The organism is Mycobacterium sp. NGS34, from assembly GCF_059812845.1.
In genome coordinates this window covers 532,106-547,554 of the sequence record NZ_JCALDM010000003.1, presented here as the reverse complement: position 1 = coordinate 547,554, position 15,449 = coordinate 532,106, and the positions used below count along the sequence as shown (strand labels likewise).

The following is a 15,449-nucleotide window of genomic DNA, read 5'->3' as shown; positions in this document are numbered from 1 at the left end:
GAACTCCTTACGCGCCGTAGAGGGTTTTCTTCCAGACCGTGGATAGGGTGGCGATGGCGTCCTGGTCGCTGATCTGAAGGCCCAGGCCGGACGGGCCGGCGAAGACGGTGGTGAAGTTCTCGAACAGCAGCGCGATCGCGGCCGCCGTGTGCTGGGGGTTGAGCTCGGTTCCGTAGCCCTGCTCCTGCGCGCGGCGCACCGACGCGGCCACGATGTCCATGCCGAAGCGCCGGAATTCGTTCTGTACGCTCGCGAAGCGCCGCTGGGTGGCGGCCAGCTGCGCCACGGCGATCATGATGCCGATGTTCTGCTTGAACATGTTCCAGTACCCGGTGACCACCGACGTGAAGAACGCGTCGTCATCCGGGGAGGTGGGTAGCTCGAGGCGCAGCCCGGGCGGCGCCACCACCTCGTGCAGAAACGACTCCGCCAGCGCGGCCAGCAGGTCTTCCTTGTCGGCGAAATACCGGTAGAACACCGCCGGCGACTTGCCCGCGGCCGACGTGATGTCGGCCAGCGTGGTGCCGTGAAAGCCGCGTTCGGCGAACAGTTTCCGCGCGGCCTGCTCGATGGCCTGCCTGGTCTGGCGGCCCTTTGCGGTAAGCGCTTCGGTCGGCATCAGTTCCGGATTCGGTCGCCGGCGCGCAGCAGGGCGCTCGGCAAATCATGGCCGACAAGGGATTTGGCGACCCCGGCCGCGGCGATCGCGGCCCGCAGGTCGACGTCGACGCCGACGCCGCTGTCGGTCAGCAGGTAGACGAGGTCCTCGGTGGCGATGTTGCCGGTGGCCCCCGGCGCGAAGGGGCAGCCGCCCAGCCCGCCGACCGACGCGTCCAATCGGGTGACCCCGGATTCGACGGCCGCGTAGGCGCTGGCCAGCCCGGTGCCGCGGGTGTTGTGGAAATGCCCGCCCAGCGGCGTGTCGCCGATCACCGGGCGCAGCTGGGCGACGAGCGAACTCACTCGGCGCGGCGAGGTGGTGCCGATGGTGTCGGCGATCGAGAACCGGTCGACGCGTTGATCTTTCGCGGCCGCGGCGATCTCGAGCACCCGCTCGGGCGGGGTCGGCCCGTCGAACGGGCAGTCCCACGCGGTGGCGACGATGACCTCGACGGTGACGCCGGCGTCGTGCGCGATGGCGACGATCTCCTCGATCTGCCTGGTGGCCTCGGCGCTGTCGCGCCCCACGTTGGCCTCGCTGAATGCGTCGCTGGCGGCCACCACGTATTCGACGGAGCGCAGCCCCGCGGCGACGGCGCGCCGGGCGCCGTTGGGGCTGGCCACCAGGGCGGAGAACTCGATGTCCGGGTAGTCGTGCAGGTGCGCGGCGAGTTCGGCGGCGTCGGCCATCGAGGGCACCTTCGACGGCGACACGAACGCGGTGGCCTCGACCTCCCGCACCCCGGTTGCCGCCACCGCCGCCAGCAGTTCCAGCTTGGCGGCCAACGGGATCGGCTTTTCGATCTGGAGGCCGTCGCGCAGGGCCACCTCGCGAATATTCACGTGGGTCATAACACCCCCTCAGCCCTCAGCTCGTCGAGCTCCTCGGCCGTCCTGCCGAGCAGCCCGATGTACACGTCGTCGTTGTGTTGTCCGGGGCGCGCGGGGCCGGCGGTGCGGACTCCGCCGGGGGACTCCGAGAGCACCGGGACGACGCCCGGCCCCAGCACGTTGCGGCCGACCCGTTCGTCGTAGTGCTCGACCAGCATGCCGCGCGCCCGCAGCTGCGGGTCGTCGACCACCTCGGCGACGGTGTTGATCGGGCCCGCGATCACGCCGACGGCGGAAAGGGTTTCGATGATGTCGCCGGGTCGCCGGTCGGCGGCCCACGCGCCGATGATCTCGTCGAGCTCGTCCTGGTTGCGGCCGCGGGCGCCGTGGGTGGCGAAGCGGTCGTCGGTGGCCAGTTCCGGGCGCCCCATCACCTTGCACAGCCGCGCGAACACGGTGTCCTGGTTGGCGGCGATCACAACCCAGGAGCCGTCGGCGCTGCGGTAGATGTTCGACGGCGCGATGCCCTCCAGCCGGGTGCCCGAGGGGCCGCGCACCACGCCACCTACGTCATAGTCGGGGATCGTGGATTCCTGCACGGCCAAGCAGGATTCGGTCAGCGCGACGTCGACCACCTGTCCGCGCCCGGTAACGGAGCGGCGATACAGCGCGGCCAGCGCGCCCTGGGCGCCGAACATGCCGGCCAGGCTGTCGCCGAGGGACAGCGCCAGGCGGGGCGGCGGGCCGCCCGGAAAGCCGTTGAGGTGCCGCAGCCCGCTGGCGGCCTCGGCCACCGACGCGTAGCCGGCCTTGTGCGCCTCGGGCCCGGTCTGGCCGTAGCCGGAGACCCGGACCAGGATGATGCCCGGGTTGCGCTCGGACAGCACGTCGTAGCCCAGCTCCCATTTCTCCAGCGTGCCCGGGCGGAAGTTCTCGACGATGACGTCGGACTCGCCGACGAGGTCGAGGAAAAGCCGGCGGCCGTGCGGCTTTCGCAGGTCGAGCGTGATCGCCCGCTTGTTGCGCGCATGCACCGTCCAGAAGACGTGGTGCCCGTCCAGTTCGGCCTGGCCCCAGGTGCGCAGCGGGTCCGGGGCGCCGGGGGGTTCCACCTTGATGACGTCGGCGCCCATGTCGCCGAGCAGCCGGCCGGCGAACGGCCCGGCGATCAGGGTGCCGAGCTCGAGCACCCGGATGCCGTCCAGGGGGCCGGTGACGCTCATTCTTTGCTCGCGAAATCGTGCCGGACCAGCCAGTCGGTGACGACGTCGACGGCGTGGCGCAGCTTGTCCCGCTGGTCGGGACCCGCGTAATAGTGCGTGGCGCCGGGAATTTCGTGCATCTCCTTGTCGGGGTGCCCGATCGCCTCGTAGAGCCGTCGGGTGTGGCTGGGCGTGCAGGCGTCATCGGCCAGGTTACCGATCACCAGCGCCGGGACCGCGAGATCGCGCCCGCAGGCCATCCCGTCGCCGCGGGCGTCGTCGTAACTCCATTGCGACAGCCAGCCGCGCAGTGTCGAGAACCGGGCCAGCCCGACCGGGCTCATGTTCACCACCCGGGGATCGCCCAGGTAGCACGTCCCGGGGGTGCGTTCGTTGGGATCGACGCTCGGGTCGAGCCAGCGCGGGTCGGCCATGGTGCCGTGCACCACGAAGCAGAACTCCTCGTCCGGCCGCCCGGCCGCCTTCAGCGCGGCCAGCTTTTCCTTGACCCACGCGGTGATTCGCCGGTTGCGCTCGATCTGCGCTTGGCGGTACCGCGCCAGAAATTCCGGGGTGTAGGGCGGTTGGTTGGGGTTGTCCGGGCTGTAGAGGTCGAGCTCGGGATCGCGCTTGGTGGGGTCGGATTCGTCGAGGATCGACGCGTCCAGCCATTCGGTGAGCGTGCCGTGCCGGCTGATGTGCGCCGCGAGCAGCATGACGCCGTCGGCCGCGGGCAGGTCGAGCCGCGTCAGGTCGGGGCCGTCCCCGGACGGACTCGACGTGATGGTCGCGTGCTGGGCCTGCTGCTGGTAGAACAGCGACAGCGAGCCGCCGCCGCTCCATCCCGCCAGCACCACCCTGGCGTAGCCCAGCCGGTTCTTGGCGTCCTTGATGCACTCGCCGAGGTCCTCGACCACCTTCTCCATCAGCAGCGCCGAATCCGTGCCCCGGAACCGGCTGTTGCAGTAGATGACGTGGTGGCCGGCGCGGGCCAGCGCATTGATCATCGGCAGGTAGGCGCCGCCGCCGATGGGATGCATGAACACCAGCACGGTGTCGGACGGCTTGTCCCGGGGCTTGAGCAGATAGCTCTCCAGCACGGTGATCTCCGCCAGCCCGCCGTACACGTCGCGGACCCCGGAATTATTCTGAAACGCAACAAGATACGGGATGCGGTCGTATTCGTGTTTCATCAGTGCTGCCCGAGGTCGTGCGCCAGCACCTCTGCGGAGGGTGTCAGCCGCCGCCGGGTGTCGACCGCGATGACCTGCCAGTCCACCCGCGAATGCTCCTCGAACTTGCGGCGCGCCCGTTCCCGCGCCTTCTCGGGCGCGCCGTGGTGAACCCCTTGCGGCGCATGGGTGATCAGGCCCGGCGGCATCGGGATGCCGTAGAGCGACCCGCCGTGGAAAAAGGCGATCTCGTCGTAGTCGACGTTGCGGTGATACCAGGGCGTGCGCTCGGTGCCGGGCACGCCTTCGGCCGGCTTGGGCAGGAAGTTCATCACGTAGACGCCAGTGGCCTGCATGAACAGATGGACTGTCGGCGGCAGGTGAATGCTGTCCGACGTGACCACGTTGTAGTCGGCGATGTTGAAGGTGAAAGCGAAGTTGTCGCCGCGCCAGCCCTCGACGTCCAGCGGATTATGTTGGTAGTAAAGGGTTGTCGGGCCGCCTTGCAAAATATCCCGGTGCACGAGTCGCACCTCGTACTCCTCGCGGTCGTCGTCGGCGATCAGCTCCGGCTCCGGAATGGTGGCCTGCGACGGGTCGAACGGGAAGTGGCGGCCCAGCGCGCCGGGCGGCGGCACCCGGAACTCGTCGCTGGCCTCGATCATCAACAGCGTGGTCTCGCTGTCGGGCGCCTGACGCCAGGTGCACGCCTTCGGGAGGTAGACCCAGTCGCCCTCCCGGTAGCGCAGCGGCCCGAACTCGGTCTCCAGCAGGCCCGCGCCGCGATGCACGAAGCACAGCAGATCCCCGTCGACGTGCCGGGTGTAGAAGGGCATCGCCTCGTGGCGGCGGCTCAAGAGGATTCGGCAGTCGTCGTTGCTGAACATGAGCAGCGGCCCGCCGCCGGCGTCGGTCGCGTCGCTGGGCTTCAGCTCGCCGGCGAGCACGTCGACCGGGCGCAGCGGGCCGACCGCCCGATAGGCGGTGGGGTCGTGGCGCCGGTACATGTTGGCGGTCCGGCCGGTGAACCCGCCCCGGCCCAGCTCGTCGTCCTTGAGCCCGTCGAGATCGGCGTGAAGCCGACGCGGCGTCTTGCCTTTTCGCAAGTGAACGAAGGATTCCATGGCTGACTCCCGGGCTCTGGCGATCGGCAGAAAACTGAAAGTGACATTACTTTTTGTTTTCGCCGCGCACAAGGGGGTCCTCAATCGCGGACGCGCACCACGACTTTCCCCTTGGCGGTGCGGTTCTCGAGCGAGGCGACCGCCGCGCCCGCCTGCTCCAGCGGGTAGACCTCGGGCGTCGGGGCCGCCAGCCGGCCGGAGCTGAGCAGGGCCTCCAGGCCCGCCCACTGCTCGGCCAGCGCGTCCGGGTGTGTCGCCGTCCAGGCTCCCCAGCCAACGCCGACGACGTCAATGTTGTTGAGCAGCAACCGGTTCACCTTGACGGTGGGAATCTCCCCGCCGGTGAACCCGATGACCAGCAGCCGCCCGCCGGGGGCGAGCGAGCGCAGCGAATCGGTGAACCGGTCGCCGCCGACCGGGTCCACCACCACGTCGACGCCGCGGCCGCCGGTGAGCTCCTTGACCGTGTCCTTGAACCCCTCGGCGAGCACCACGTCGGTGGCCCCGGCCGCGGTCGCGACCTCGGCCTTGTCTTCGGTGCTGACGACCGCGATGGTGCGAGACGCCCCGAGCAGCGACGCCAGCCGCAGCGTCGAGGTCCCGATCCCGCCGGCCGCGCCGTGCACCAGCACGGTCTCGCCGGCGGACAGGCGGCCACGCACGGTCAGCGCGAAGTACACCGTCAGGTCGTTGAAGAGCAGGCCGGCGCCCGCCTCGAAGCTCACGTTGTCAGGCAGCTTGAACACCCGGTCCGGCTGCACGACGGCCACCTCGGCCATGCCGCCGGACAGCATCGTCAACGCGACGACCCGGTCGCCGGCTTTCACATGGGCCCCGTTCGGCGCCGACCGCACCACGCCGGCGATCTCGGCGCCGAGCACGAACGGCGGCTCGGGCCGGTACTGATACAGACCACGGGTCAGCAGCGCGTCGGGGAAGGCCGCGCCGGCGGCGTGCACCTCGACCACCACACCGTCGCCGGAGGGTTCGTCGACCTCCGCCACCTCGATCGCATCCGGACCATCTAGCCGAGTCACCCGTGCCGCCCGCATGGTCGGTCAGCCTAACGCCGACTCAGAACCCGCCGGCGACCCGCACCACCGCCCGGCCGGTGAAGGCGCCCGCGCGCAGCTGGTCGAGCACGCCAACCACGTCTTTGACGTCGACGTCGCTGGTGAGCGAATCGAGGTGACGCGGCCGCAAGGAGTCGCCCAGCAGCGCCCACAGCTTGCGGCGCGGGCCGATCGGCAGCAGCACCGAGTCCATGCCGAGCAGCGCGATGCCGCGCAGGATGAACGGCATCACCGTGGTGTGCAGCGCCGGACCTCCGGTCAGCCCGCTACAGGCCACCGCCCCGCCGTAGTCCACGGCGCTGAGCACGTCGGCCAGTGTGGCGCCTCCGACGCAATCCACCCCGGCCGCCCAGCGCGCCTTGGCCAACGGCCGCGGCTTGGCCTCGGGGTCTTCCGGCAGCCGCCCGATAACCTCCGCGGCGCCAAGCCCTTTCAGTAGGTCGGTCGCCTTCTCCTTGCCGGTCGAGGCCACCACCCGGTAGCCGGCGGCCGCCAACAGGTCCACGCTGACCGAGCCGACGCCGCCTGAGGCGCCGGTGACGACCACCGACCCCGCGCCGGGTTCGACACCCCAGTCGATCAGGGCCTGCACGCTCATGGCGGCGGTGAAGCCGGCGGTCCCGATCGCGGCGCCCTCGTACGGGCTCAAGTTGCCTAGGGCCACCACCTGGTCGGCCGGCAGCCGGGCGTACTCGGCGTAGCCGCCGTGGTGGCCGGTGCCGATCGCATAACCGTGAGCCAGCACCTTGTCGCCGACGGCGAAGTCGGGGGACTGCGACTCGACGACCTCGCCGGTCAGGTCAATGCCCGGGACGACCGGGTAGTTGCGCACCACGCCGCCACCGGGCGTCACTGCCAGCGCGTCCTTGAAATTGACGCTCGAATACTCCACGCGGATCGTCACCTCGCCGGGCGGCAGGTCGGACGCGCTCAGCGTCTCGACCGACGTGGTTATCTTCTCACCGTCTTGGCGCGCCACCAGCGCTTGAAACGTTTCCATACCGACGACGCTAACCGCACCGGATGGAATCCTTTCCACTCGGTGGCTTTTCCGTTGCCCGCGCGGGGCTGAACGCCGTCGCTACTTGAGCTCCGCCGACGACAGGCCCAACAGGCGGCGGGCGACCACCAGCTGCTGGATCTGCTGGGTGCCCTCGAAGATGTCCAGGATCTTGGAGTCGCGCGCCCACTTTTCCAGCATGGACTGCTCGGAAAACCCTGCGGTGCCGGCCAATTCGACGGACTTCAGGGTGACGTCGCTGGCCATCCGGCCGGCCTTGGCCTTGCTCATCGACGCCTCTTTGGAGTTGGGGATCTTGTTGTCGGCCTGCCACGCCGCCCGCAGCGACAACAGGTAGCTGGCCTCCCAGTCGGCCTCCATCCGCAGGAACTCGGCCGCGGCGGCGCTCTGGGCGTGGGACGGCCGGTCGTAGCAGATCTCGACCCCGGCCTCGGTGAGGATCTTGCGGATTTCCTCCAGCGCGGCGCGGCCGACCCCGATGGCCATGGCGGCGACGATTGGGCGGGTGTTGTCGAAGGTCTCCATCACCCCCGAAAAGCCCTTGCCGACTTCGATTTCGGGATTGCCCAGCAGGTTGTCCTTGGGAATCCGGACGTTGTCGAACCGGATCGCCGCGGTGTCCGAGCCTTTGATGCCGAGCTTGTGCTCGAGGCGTTCGACGGTGACGCCGGGATGTTCGCGCGGCACGATGAAGGACTTGATCGCGGCGCGGCCCTGTGATTTGTCCAGCGTGGCCCACACCACGATGTGGGTGGCGCGCGAGCCCGCCGTGACGAAGATCTTCTCGCCGTTGATGACGTACTCGTCGCCGTCGAGCTTGGCGGTGGTGGACACCGCCGCCGAGTCGGACCCGAAGCCGGGTTCGGTGATGGCCATCGCCGCCCATACCTTGCCCAGTCGTTCCAGTTGTTCGTCGGTGGCGACCGCGGAGATGGCGGCGTTACCCAGCCCCTGGTAGGGGACCGACAGCATCATCGCGACGTCGCCCCAGCAGGCTTCCATGGTCTGCAGCAGCGCGGCCATGTTGGCGCCGTTGTGGTTTCGGTCCCGGTCCTCGTCCTCGTCGCGAAGCGCGTCGGCCCCGGCGAATGCCACCGATTCGGACGCCCCCTCGAAAAGACTGATCAGGGTGTCGAGCTCGACCGGGTAGGCGTGCTCCTTGAGGTCGTACTTGCGCGCGATCGGCCGCATCATCTCGGCGGCGCCCTGATGGGTCTTGACGATCACCGACTGCAGCTTGCGGGGCAGTTCCAGATTGATTGCCATGATTGGTCTTTCGGCTCGGGTTAGATGACGACCTAGATAACGACGACGCCCTCGGCGACGCCGATGGCCCGCAGGTCGCGGTACCAGCGCTCGACCGGGTGCTCCTTGGTGAAGCCGTGGCCGCCGAGCAGCTGCACGCCGTCCAGGCCGATCTGCATGCCCTTGTCGGCGCCGAGCCGCTTGGCGAGCGCCGCCTCGCGGGTGAACGGCAGGCCCTGCTCGGCGCGGGCCGCGCCGCGCCACGTGATCAGCCGCAGCCCGTCCAGCTCGATGGCGATGTTGGCGCACATGAAGGCGACGGCCTGGCGATGCGCGATCGGTTCGCCAAAGGCCTGGCGGTCCTTGACGTATGGGACGACGTAGTCGAGCACCGCGTGCGAGGTGCCGACGGCGAGCGCCGCCCAACCGAGCCGGGACAGCGCGATCGCCTCGGAGTAGGCCGCGTCATGTTCGCCAGGGGCCGCGTCTGGTTCGCCCAGCCGGGCGCTCAGCGGCACCGACACCCCGGACAACTCGACCTGGCCTAGGGCGGCGGCGCGGATTCCCATGCTCGGATCCGCTTTGACGGTAAGGCCTTTGGCGGACGACTCGACGATGAACAGTGCCGGCTTCCCGTTCAGCTGGGCGCCGACGACGAACAGCTCGGCCTCGGCCGCGGCCGGAACCAGCGACTTCACGCCGTCGAGCCGGTAGCCGCTCGGGGTGCGCACCGCCGTGGTCTTCAACCGGGTGGGGTCGAACAGGGGTTGCGGTTCGGCGATCGCCACGCAGGCCTGCGGGACGTTCTCGCCGGCGAACTCGTGAAGGTAGGTGGCCTGCTGGTCGGCGCTGCCCCAATGCGTCAGCGCCGCGGCCACGCCGCCCGGCGCCAGGATCGGCAGCGCCAGGCCCATGTCGCCGTAGGCGAGCGCCTCGGCCGCTAGCACGTTGGTCACGCTGGAGCGGTGGGCGGCGATGCCGTCGAAATCCTCGGGGATGTTGATCGCGGTGATGCCCAGTTCGGCGGCCTTCGCGATCAGATCGGGAGGGTAGGTCGCGGCCTCGTCGGCGTCGTGCGCCGCGGGACGCAGGACCTCCGCGGCGAACTCGTCGAGGGTCTCGACGATCATCTTCTGCTCGTCGTCGGGGGTGAGGTCGAAGTAGTCCTTGCCGCTGGACTTCAGGCGGGTCGGTCCGCCGCGCAGGTTTTGAACCCGCGTGAACTGGCGGGACGTGGCGGCGGCGGTGGAGAAGATGGTCTTCGTGCCGTAGCGCAGGCCCCGGTTGAGCGGGTCACGCAGATGGTATTTGTCCAGAAACTCCTGGCCGACCAGCGGGGTGAGCAGCGCCAGGGTGATGTCGATGCCGGTCCGCTTGTGCGGCTGCAGCCCGACGCCGGTCTTGCGGCCGCGCCGTTTGACGCGTGAGCGGGTGTTTTCTGAAGTCTGTTTTGAACCGGAACGGGTGTCGGTCATTTCAGCCTCTGTCGATGGGCGTCGCGGACGGAACCTATCTTACTCCGGAGTAAGATAGATGGGAACGCGTGTTAACTAATTCACAAGACTAGGCCCGCAGGCGCGAAAGCACCTGCTCATGCAGCAGACCGTTGGTCGCCACGGCGCTGCCGGCGTGCGGGCCCGCGGTCCCGTCCAGGCCGGTGAACGTTCCGCCCGCCTCGCGCACCAGGACGTCGAGCGCCGCCAGATCCCACACCGACACCTCCGGTTCGGCGGCGATGTCGACCGCGCCCTCGGCGACCAGGCAATACGACAGGAAGTCGCCGTAGGCTCGCACCCGCCACACCGCATCCGTCAGGCCGACGAAGCGATCGCGCAGTCCGCGTTGCGCCCATCCCGACAGGCTGGAGAACGACAGGCTCGCCGAATCCAGTTGTCCCACTGAGGAAACGGATAGTGATCGCGGGGGGCCGCCGTCGACGGAGGCGAACGCACCGCGGCCCCGCGCCGCCCACCAGCGGCGGTGCAGCGCCGGCGAGCTAACGACGCCGACCGACGAAACGCCGTCCTCGAGCAACGCGATCAAAGTGGCCCACACCGGCACCCCGCGCACAAAGTTCTTGGTGCCGTCGATCGGATCGATGATCCATTGCCGCCCGCTGAAGGTGGCGGTCCCGCCGAACTCCTCGCCGACGACGCCGTCCTCGGGCCGTTCGCGCCCCAGCGCGCCGCGCAGTTCGGTTTCGACCGCGCGATCGGCGTCGGTGACCGGCGTCAGATCGGGTTTGGTCTCGATGCGCAGGTCAATCGCGCCGAACCGCGCGGAGGTCAGCGTGTCGGCGCGGTCGGCCAGGGCCAGCGCCAGCGCCAGATCGTCGCGACTCATGGAGCAAGTCCTACCATGGCCGGGTGTGGGAATACGGTGTCCTGATTCTGCTCGTGGCGGTCCTGGGGGTGGCGCTTGCCCAGCGGTTCGCCCCGCGCGGCCCCCGCGGTGAGCTCGCGAGCGGCACCCTGCTGGTGACCGGCGTCAGCCCGCGGCCGGACGCCGCCGGCGAGCAATACGTCACCGTCGCCGGCGTCATCAACGGACCCACGGTCAACGAGCACGAGGTGTACCAGCGCATGGCGGTCGACGTCGACCATTGGCCGACCGTGGGTCAGCTGCTCCCGGTGGTGTATTCGCCGAAGAACCCGGACAATTGGCGGTTCGCCCCGGCCCAGCCGCCGGCCGCCTAGCCCCCCGCGGGCGGGCGCGTCATCACGGTGAGCCGGGTCCCGTAGCGCGGCAGGACGCCCGAGGCCCGGGCCAGCGTCCCCGCCGGCATCCCGGGAACACCCGGATAGCCGGAACCGGCCAACTCGTCGGTGCCCGCAAGAGTGGTCAGGCCGGCCGGCTGCAGCGCCGAGATGCTGCTGGTCGACGGCGCGGACCAGCTGGCCGGCACCGACATCGGGCCGATCGCGTTCGCGCGGGCCAGGCTCGCCGTGACCGCGTTGGGCAGACCGCCAAGTCCCGATCCGGGCATCCCGCCGCCGAGCCCTATTGGCCCGAGCGCGGGCGCGGGCCCGCCGAGGCCGGCCAGGTACGCCATATTTGCTTGGATGCCGAATAGATTGGCCGTGTTGCCGCTGAGCGATGCCGGGATCCCGGCCATGGTTCCGGTCCCCGAGATCGCCGTGTTGGCGAGCTGGATGGAGTCGAGCAGGTTCAGGCTGTCCAGCCCGTTGGCGGTGATGGGAATGGGGCTGAGCTTGAGCAAGGCGTTCAGGTTGTCGTAAATCTGATCGCTCCACGCCTGCAGCGTCGAGTACAAATCGGAAAACGGGTTGCCCGCAGCCTGATTGGCCGCGGCGGTCTGCTCGTTCACGCCGTCGGGGTTGGTGGTCTGCTGCGGGGACGCAAAGGACGTCAACCGGGAAGCGGCCGCCGAGCTGACGGCGTAGCCGTTCATCGCGGTGGCGTCCTGGGCCCACATCTCGGCGTACTGGGCCTCGGTGGCGGCGATCGCCGCGGTGTTCTGGCCGAAGAAGTTCGTCGCGATCAGTGCCTGCAACTGCGCCCGGTTGATCGCTATCACCGGCGGCGGCACCGTCATGGCGAAGGCCTGATCGAAAGCCGCCGCCGCGGCCCTGGCTTGCATGGCCGTCTGTTTCGTCTGCTGGGCGGTCGTGCTCAGCCATTCCACGTACGGGGTCGCCGCGGCGGTCATCGCCGCCGACGCCGGGCCATGCCAGTGCAGGGTGGTCAGGGCCGAGAGCACAGAGCCGTAGGTCTCGGCCGTGGTGCCCAATTCGGCCGACAACGAGTCCCAGCTTCCCGCCGCGGCCATCAGTGAACCGGAACCGGGGCCGCTGTAGATCCTGGCGGAATTGATTTCGGGCGGAAAAAAGGCGTAATCCATCGTCAGATCTCCCTTAAGGGTGTGCCTGGTGAACCGTGCCGAGCCCGAATCGGCACCTTTTCCTCCGCCGTCCCATTGGCGGTGGTCATAAGAATGTAGGCGCGAATCCGCGTTTGTACTGGAGTTTTAGGACGAAAAGGCAAGTGGGTCATGGCGATAACGGCCGTCCCGATTTCCAATGCCTGAAAACGGCCAAATTCGCCTATGCTCCCGGGCGTCCGCCACGTGAGCGGCATCGCGATGAAGGTGACCGTGCACGCCGTCGTCGGTAGGGACCAATGGCCCCGATTTGTGAACCGAATGCCCCTGGGTGGCGCCGGTCCCCGCTCAATAGCTTCGAGGGGGACGAATAGGAGACCGCATGCTTCAGCCAGCCCCGACGGTCGTCGTCGGTGTCGACGGCTCCAAAGCCGCCACCGATGCGGCGCGCTGGGCGGTCGACGAGGCGGTCAGCCGCGACATCCCGTTGCGACTGGTGTATGTGGTCGCCCGGCCGGATCCTCAGCCGCGCTGGGCTCACGACCGCCGACTGACCGCCGCCCGCGCCGTGTTGCACGACGCCCGCCGGGTGGTCGAGGCGACCGGGGAACAGGTGAAGATCGAAACCGAAATCCTTTGGGGCAGCCCACTTGCCAAGCTGATGGAAGAGTCGAGGTCGGCGGCGATGATCTGTGTCGGCTCCATCGGGCTCAACCACGCCGCGCATGGGGTCGGATCCACTTCGGCGAGCCTGGCCGCGTCGGCGCTCTGTCCGGTGGCCGTGGTCCGGCGCCCGGCGGGCGGACCGGTGACCGCCAAGGTCAGTCGTGTCATCGTGCAGGCGGACAGCGCGGTAGCGCTGGGGCACGCCTTCGAGGAGGCGACACTGCGACAGGCGCCGCTGCTGGCGATCGTGGTGGCCACCGGGGACGGCGATGCCGACACGAAACGTTCGGCGGGAGCCCAACTGAGGCGACGCCTCGCGCGCTGGACCCGCCTGTATCCCGCCGTGCGCGTCGAGTCCGCGGTCGTTCGCGGGACCCTCGAGGAATACCTGGCCGCCGACACCGAGCGGGACCAGCTGCTGGTCACCGACGCGCGCGCCTGTCACGACCTGTGCGGCGCGCACAACCCGGGTACCTCCGTCCTCGCCACGCGTTCGAGCAACCTGTAGGCCGCGCGGGTGGGCAGTTTGTTGGGCTCCGGCGGGGCAACGTTGAGGGTGTTTCTGGTCGACGATCACGAGCCGGTGCGGCGCGGCCTTGTCGATTTGCTTTGTGCGGACCCCGAACTCGACTGCGTCGGTGAGGCCGGATCCGTCGCCGAAGCGATGAGCACGATTCCCGCGATCGGCCCGGACGTCGCGGTGCTCGACGACTGGTTGCCGGACGGCAACGGCGTCGAACTGTGCCGCGAACTGTTGTCGTGCATGCTGGATCTGCGCTGCTTGATCCTGACGTCGCACACCTCCGACGAGGCGATGCTGAACGCGATCCTGGCCGGCGCCAGCGGCTACGTCGTCAAAGACGTCAAGGGCATGGAATTGGCTTCCGCCATCAAGGAAGTGGGAGCCGGACGCTCGCTGCTCGACACCCACGCCGCGGCGGCACTGATGGCGAGACTGTGGTGGACCATCGAGAACAGTGACGGGCTGTGGGCCTTCAACGACCGGGAACGAACGTTGTTGGGATTGCTCGGCGACGGCCTGACCAACCGGCAAATCGCCGACCGGACGTTGCTGGCCGAGGACGCCGTCAAGAACCACGTGTCGCGCCTGCTGGTCAAATTGGGTCTGGCGCGCCAGCCCAATCGCACTCACCGCCAATGGTTTTGAGGCGCCCCGTCAGCCGTGGCTGATTCGTAGCATCTCGGCCACGCTCGGCAGCTTGACGCGCGGGCGCCCGTGCGGCTCGCCGGCCGCTCGCTCGTGGCGATCGATGACCGCCCAGTGGGCGGACGTCACCACTTTCGGCTGCCGGGACGCCAGCCATTCGGCCAGCGTATCGGCGTGGTCGTCGGGGAACTCCGCGAGCGCCTCTTGTTGCTTGGAGCCGGCTAGGTCGTTCAGCAGGGTGTCGACGGTGTCCTGGGAGTCCTTTTTGTTGGTACCGATCACACCAGTCGGCCCGCGCTTGATCCACCCGACGACGTACTCGTTGCGGCTGCCGTGCACGCGGCCGTCGGTGTTGGGGATCGTTGCGCTGGACTCGTCGAAAGGCAGCCCCGCCGTGGGCATGCCGCGGTATCCGACGGACCGCACGACCAACTGGGCCGGCAGTTCCTCGCGCTCGCCGGTGTCCTTGGCCGCCACCCGCCCGCTCTCGTCAGTGACCAATTCGTTGCGGCCCAGCACGATGCTCTCGACCTTGCCGTCGCCCTTGATCTCGATCGGCGACGTCAGGAAGCGGAAGACGATGCGACGGTGCCCGGGCCGCGGCTCACGCGCGGCGTAGTCGCGCAACACCTTGATGTTCTGCTTAGTCGTCTTGCCCGCCGCGGCGGCATCCTCCTCGCTGATGCCGTCGAAGTGCGCCGGGTCGACGATCACGTCGACGCCTTCGAGGTCCGCCAGCTCGCGCAACTCCAGCGTGGTGAACGCCGTCTGCAGCGGCCCCCGCCGGCCGACGACCACCACCTCGTCGACGCCGCACGGGCGCAGCGACTCCAGGGCGTGGTCGGCGATGTCGGTGCGGGCGAGCGCGTCGGGGTCGGTCACCAGGATGCGGGCGACGTCGAGCGCGACGTTGCCGTTGCCGATGACCACGGCCCGGGCCCCCGAAAGATCCGGGGTCGCCTGCTCGAAGTGCGGGTGTGCGTTGTACCAGCCCACGAATTCGACGGCGGCCATGCTGCCCGGCAGGTCCTCGCCGGGGATCTTCAACGACCGATCCGACTGCGCCCCGATGGCATAGATCACCGCGTGATAGCGCTCGGCGAGTTCGGCGGCGCTCACGTGCTCACCGACCACCACGTTGCCGAAGAACCGCAGCCGGGGGTCTTCGGCGGTCTTCTCGAATTGTTTGCTGATCGACTTGATCTTCGGGTGGTCGGGCGCGACGCCGGAGCGGACCAGCCCCCAGGGCGTCGGCAGCATTTCGAGCACGTCGACGGCCACGTCGATGTCCTCCGCCGCGTCGGCCGCCTTGAGCAGGGACGCCGCTGCGAAGAATCCCGACGGCCCGGAGCCGACGATCGCTATGTGGTATGGCCGCATGCTTCAGCCTTCTGGGTCGTGCCGGGCCGCGCGCGAAGGGGGCTGAGCGTCGCGGTCCGGGCTGCA

The 15,449-nt window shown here is 69.1% G+C and carries 15 protein-coding genes; 3 read left to right on the top strand and 12 right to left on the bottom strand.

Annotation, left to right across the window (positions count from 1 at the left end; genetic code table 11):
- Positions 1-7: 7 nt before the first annotated feature.
- The 10 genes from AC5Y7V_RS11525 to hisN all read right to left on the bottom strand — a co-directional run bounded on the left by AC5Y7V_RS11525 (position 8) and on the right by hisN (position 10,671).
- Complete coding sequence (locus AC5Y7V_RS11525; RefSeq protein WP_499880138.1) at positions 8-619, bottom strand: TetR/AcrR family transcriptional regulator; 612 nt, start codon at positions 617-619, stop codon at positions 8-10.
- On the bottom strand, positions 619-1,512 hold the full coding sequence (locus tag AC5Y7V_RS11520) for a hydroxymethylglutaryl-CoA lyase (protein WP_499880137.1): 894 nt from the start codon (positions 1,510-1,512) through the stop codon (positions 619-621). Before AC5Y7V_RS11520 ends, AC5Y7V_RS11525 begins: the two co-directional genes overlap by 1 nt.
- Positions 1,509-2,714 (bottom strand): CaiB/BaiF CoA transferase family protein, encoded by a 1,206-nt coding sequence (locus AC5Y7V_RS11515; protein ID WP_499880136.1) that lies wholly within the window; start codon positions 2,712-2,714, stop codon positions 1,509-1,511. The genes AC5Y7V_RS11520 and AC5Y7V_RS11515 overlap by 4 nt, the downstream gene beginning before the upstream one ends.
- The gene (locus AC5Y7V_RS11510; protein WP_499880135.1) at positions 2,711-3,886 is read right to left on the bottom strand and encodes an alpha/beta hydrolase; all 1,176 of its coding nucleotides are present in this window, start codon (positions 3,884-3,886) and stop codon (positions 2,711-2,713) included. Before AC5Y7V_RS11510 ends, AC5Y7V_RS11515 begins: the two co-directional genes overlap by 4 nt.
- Positions 3,886-4,989, bottom strand: a complete 1,104-nt coding sequence (locus tag AC5Y7V_RS11505; protein ID WP_499880134.1) for a homogentisate 1,2-dioxygenase — start codon at positions 4,987-4,989, stop codon at positions 3,886-3,888. The genes AC5Y7V_RS11510 and AC5Y7V_RS11505 overlap by 1 nt, the downstream gene beginning before the upstream one ends.
- Before the next feature lie 80 nt (positions 4,990-5,069).
- Complete coding sequence (locus AC5Y7V_RS11500; RefSeq protein ID WP_499880133.1) at positions 5,070-6,041, bottom strand: NADPH:quinone oxidoreductase family protein; 972 nt, start codon at positions 6,039-6,041, stop codon at positions 5,070-5,072.
- Between the two features lie 22 nt (positions 6,042-6,063).
- Complete coding sequence (locus AC5Y7V_RS11495; protein WP_499880132.1) at positions 6,064-7,062, bottom strand: acrylyl-CoA reductase family protein; 999 nt, start codon at positions 7,060-7,062, stop codon at positions 6,064-6,066.
- Between the two features lie 81 nt (positions 7,063-7,143).
- Entirely contained in the window at positions 7,144-8,349 is a 1,206-nt protein-coding gene (locus tag AC5Y7V_RS11490) for an acyl-CoA dehydrogenase family protein (RefSeq protein ID WP_499880131.1), read from the bottom strand.
- A gap of 32 nt (positions 8,350-8,381) precedes the next feature.
- Positions 8,382-9,803, bottom strand: a complete 1,422-nt coding sequence (locus tag AC5Y7V_RS11485) for an acyl-CoA dehydrogenase family protein (RefSeq protein WP_499880130.1) — start codon at positions 9,801-9,803, stop codon at positions 8,382-8,384.
- Positions 9,804-9,891: 88 nt separating this feature from the next.
- Complete coding sequence (gene hisN / locus AC5Y7V_RS11480; RefSeq protein WP_499880129.1) at positions 9,892-10,671, bottom strand: histidinol-phosphatase; 780 nt, start codon at positions 10,669-10,671, stop codon at positions 9,892-9,894.
- Between the two features lie 23 nt (positions 10,672-10,694).
- On the opposite strand from hisN, the gene AC5Y7V_RS11475 reads away from it, so the two are divergent.
- Entirely contained in the window at positions 10,695-11,024 is a 330-nt protein-coding gene (locus AC5Y7V_RS11475; protein WP_499880128.1) for a hypothetical protein, read from the top strand.
- Here the strand turns inward: AC5Y7V_RS11475 and AC5Y7V_RS11470 are convergent.
- A complete protein-coding gene (locus AC5Y7V_RS11470; RefSeq protein ID WP_499880127.1) occupies positions 11,021-12,190 on the bottom strand; it encodes a PPE family protein in 1,170 nt (389 codons plus the stop codon). The two genes, AC5Y7V_RS11475 and AC5Y7V_RS11470, sit on opposite strands and share 4 nt — an antisense overlap.
- Before the next feature lie 361 nt (positions 12,191-12,551).
- Between AC5Y7V_RS11470 and AC5Y7V_RS11465 the strand changes: the two genes are divergently transcribed.
- Together AC5Y7V_RS11465 and AC5Y7V_RS11460 are read left to right on the top strand one after the other, a co-directional pair.
- Positions 12,552-13,343 (top strand): universal stress protein, encoded by a 792-nt coding sequence (locus tag AC5Y7V_RS11465; RefSeq protein WP_499880126.1) that lies wholly within the window; start codon positions 12,552-12,554, stop codon positions 13,341-13,343.
- A gap of 42 nt (positions 13,344-13,385) precedes the next feature.
- On the top strand, positions 13,386-14,003 hold the full coding sequence (locus AC5Y7V_RS11460) for a response regulator transcription factor (protein WP_499880197.1): 618 nt from the start codon (positions 13,386-13,388) through the stop codon (positions 14,001-14,003).
- A gap of 9 nt (positions 14,004-14,012) precedes the next feature.
- Here the strand turns inward: AC5Y7V_RS11460 and AC5Y7V_RS11455 are convergent, their stop codons facing one another.
- Complete coding sequence (locus tag AC5Y7V_RS11455; RefSeq protein ID WP_499880125.1) at positions 14,013-15,383, bottom strand: FAD-dependent oxidoreductase; 1,371 nt, start codon at positions 15,381-15,383, stop codon at positions 14,013-14,015.
- Positions 15,384-15,449: the final 66 nt, after the last annotated feature.

What these genes read in the sequence shown, in the direction of transcription:
- AC5Y7V_RS11525 (WP_499880138.1), bottom strand. Translation starts at nt 619, where the DNA reads ATGCCGACCGAAGCGCTTACCGCAAAGGGCCGCCAGACCAGGCAGGCC.
- AC5Y7V_RS11520 (WP_499880137.1), bottom strand. Translation starts at nt 1,512, where the DNA reads ATGACCCACGTGAATATTCGCGAGGTGGCCCTGCGCGACGGCCTCCAG.
- AC5Y7V_RS11515 (WP_499880136.1), bottom strand. Translation starts at nt 2,714, where the DNA reads ATGAGCGTCACCGGCCCCCTGGACGGCATCCGGGTGCTCGAGCTCGGC.
- AC5Y7V_RS11510 (WP_499880135.1), bottom strand. Translation starts at nt 3,886, where the DNA reads ATGAAACACGAATACGACCGCATCCCGTATCTTGTTGCGTTTCAGAAT.
- AC5Y7V_RS11505 (WP_499880134.1), bottom strand. Translation starts at nt 4,989, where the DNA reads ATGGAATCCTTCGTTCACTTGCGAAAAGGCAAGACGCCGCGTCGGCTT.
- AC5Y7V_RS11500 (WP_499880133.1), bottom strand. Translation starts at nt 6,041, where the DNA reads ATGCGGGCGGCACGGGTGACTCGGCTAGATGGTCCGGATGCGATCGAG.
- AC5Y7V_RS11495 (WP_499880132.1), bottom strand. Translation starts at nt 7,062, where the DNA reads ATGGAAACGTTTCAAGCGCTGGTGGCGCGCCAAGACGGTGAGAAGATA.
- AC5Y7V_RS11490 (WP_499880131.1), bottom strand. Translation starts at nt 8,349, where the DNA reads ATGGCAATCAATCTGGAACTGCCCCGCAAGCTGCAGTCGGTGATCGTC.
- AC5Y7V_RS11485 (WP_499880130.1), bottom strand. Translation starts at nt 9,803, where the DNA reads ATGACCGACACCCGTTCCGGTTCAAAACAGACTTCAGAAAACACCCGC.
- hisN (WP_499880129.1), bottom strand. Translation starts at nt 10,671, where the DNA reads ATGAGTCGCGACGATCTGGCGCTGGCGCTGGCCCTGGCCGACCGCGCC.
- AC5Y7V_RS11470 (WP_499880127.1), bottom strand. Translation starts at nt 12,190, where the DNA reads ATGGATTACGCCTTTTTTCCGCCCGAAATCAATTCCGCCAGGATCTAC.
- AC5Y7V_RS11465 (WP_499880126.1), top strand. Translation starts at nt 12,552, where the DNA reads ATGCTTCAGCCAGCCCCGACGGTCGTCGTCGGTGTCGACGGCTCCAAA.
- AC5Y7V_RS11455 (WP_499880125.1), bottom strand. Translation starts at nt 15,383, where the DNA reads ATGCGGCCATACCACATAGCGATCGTCGGCTCCGGGCCGTCGGGATTC.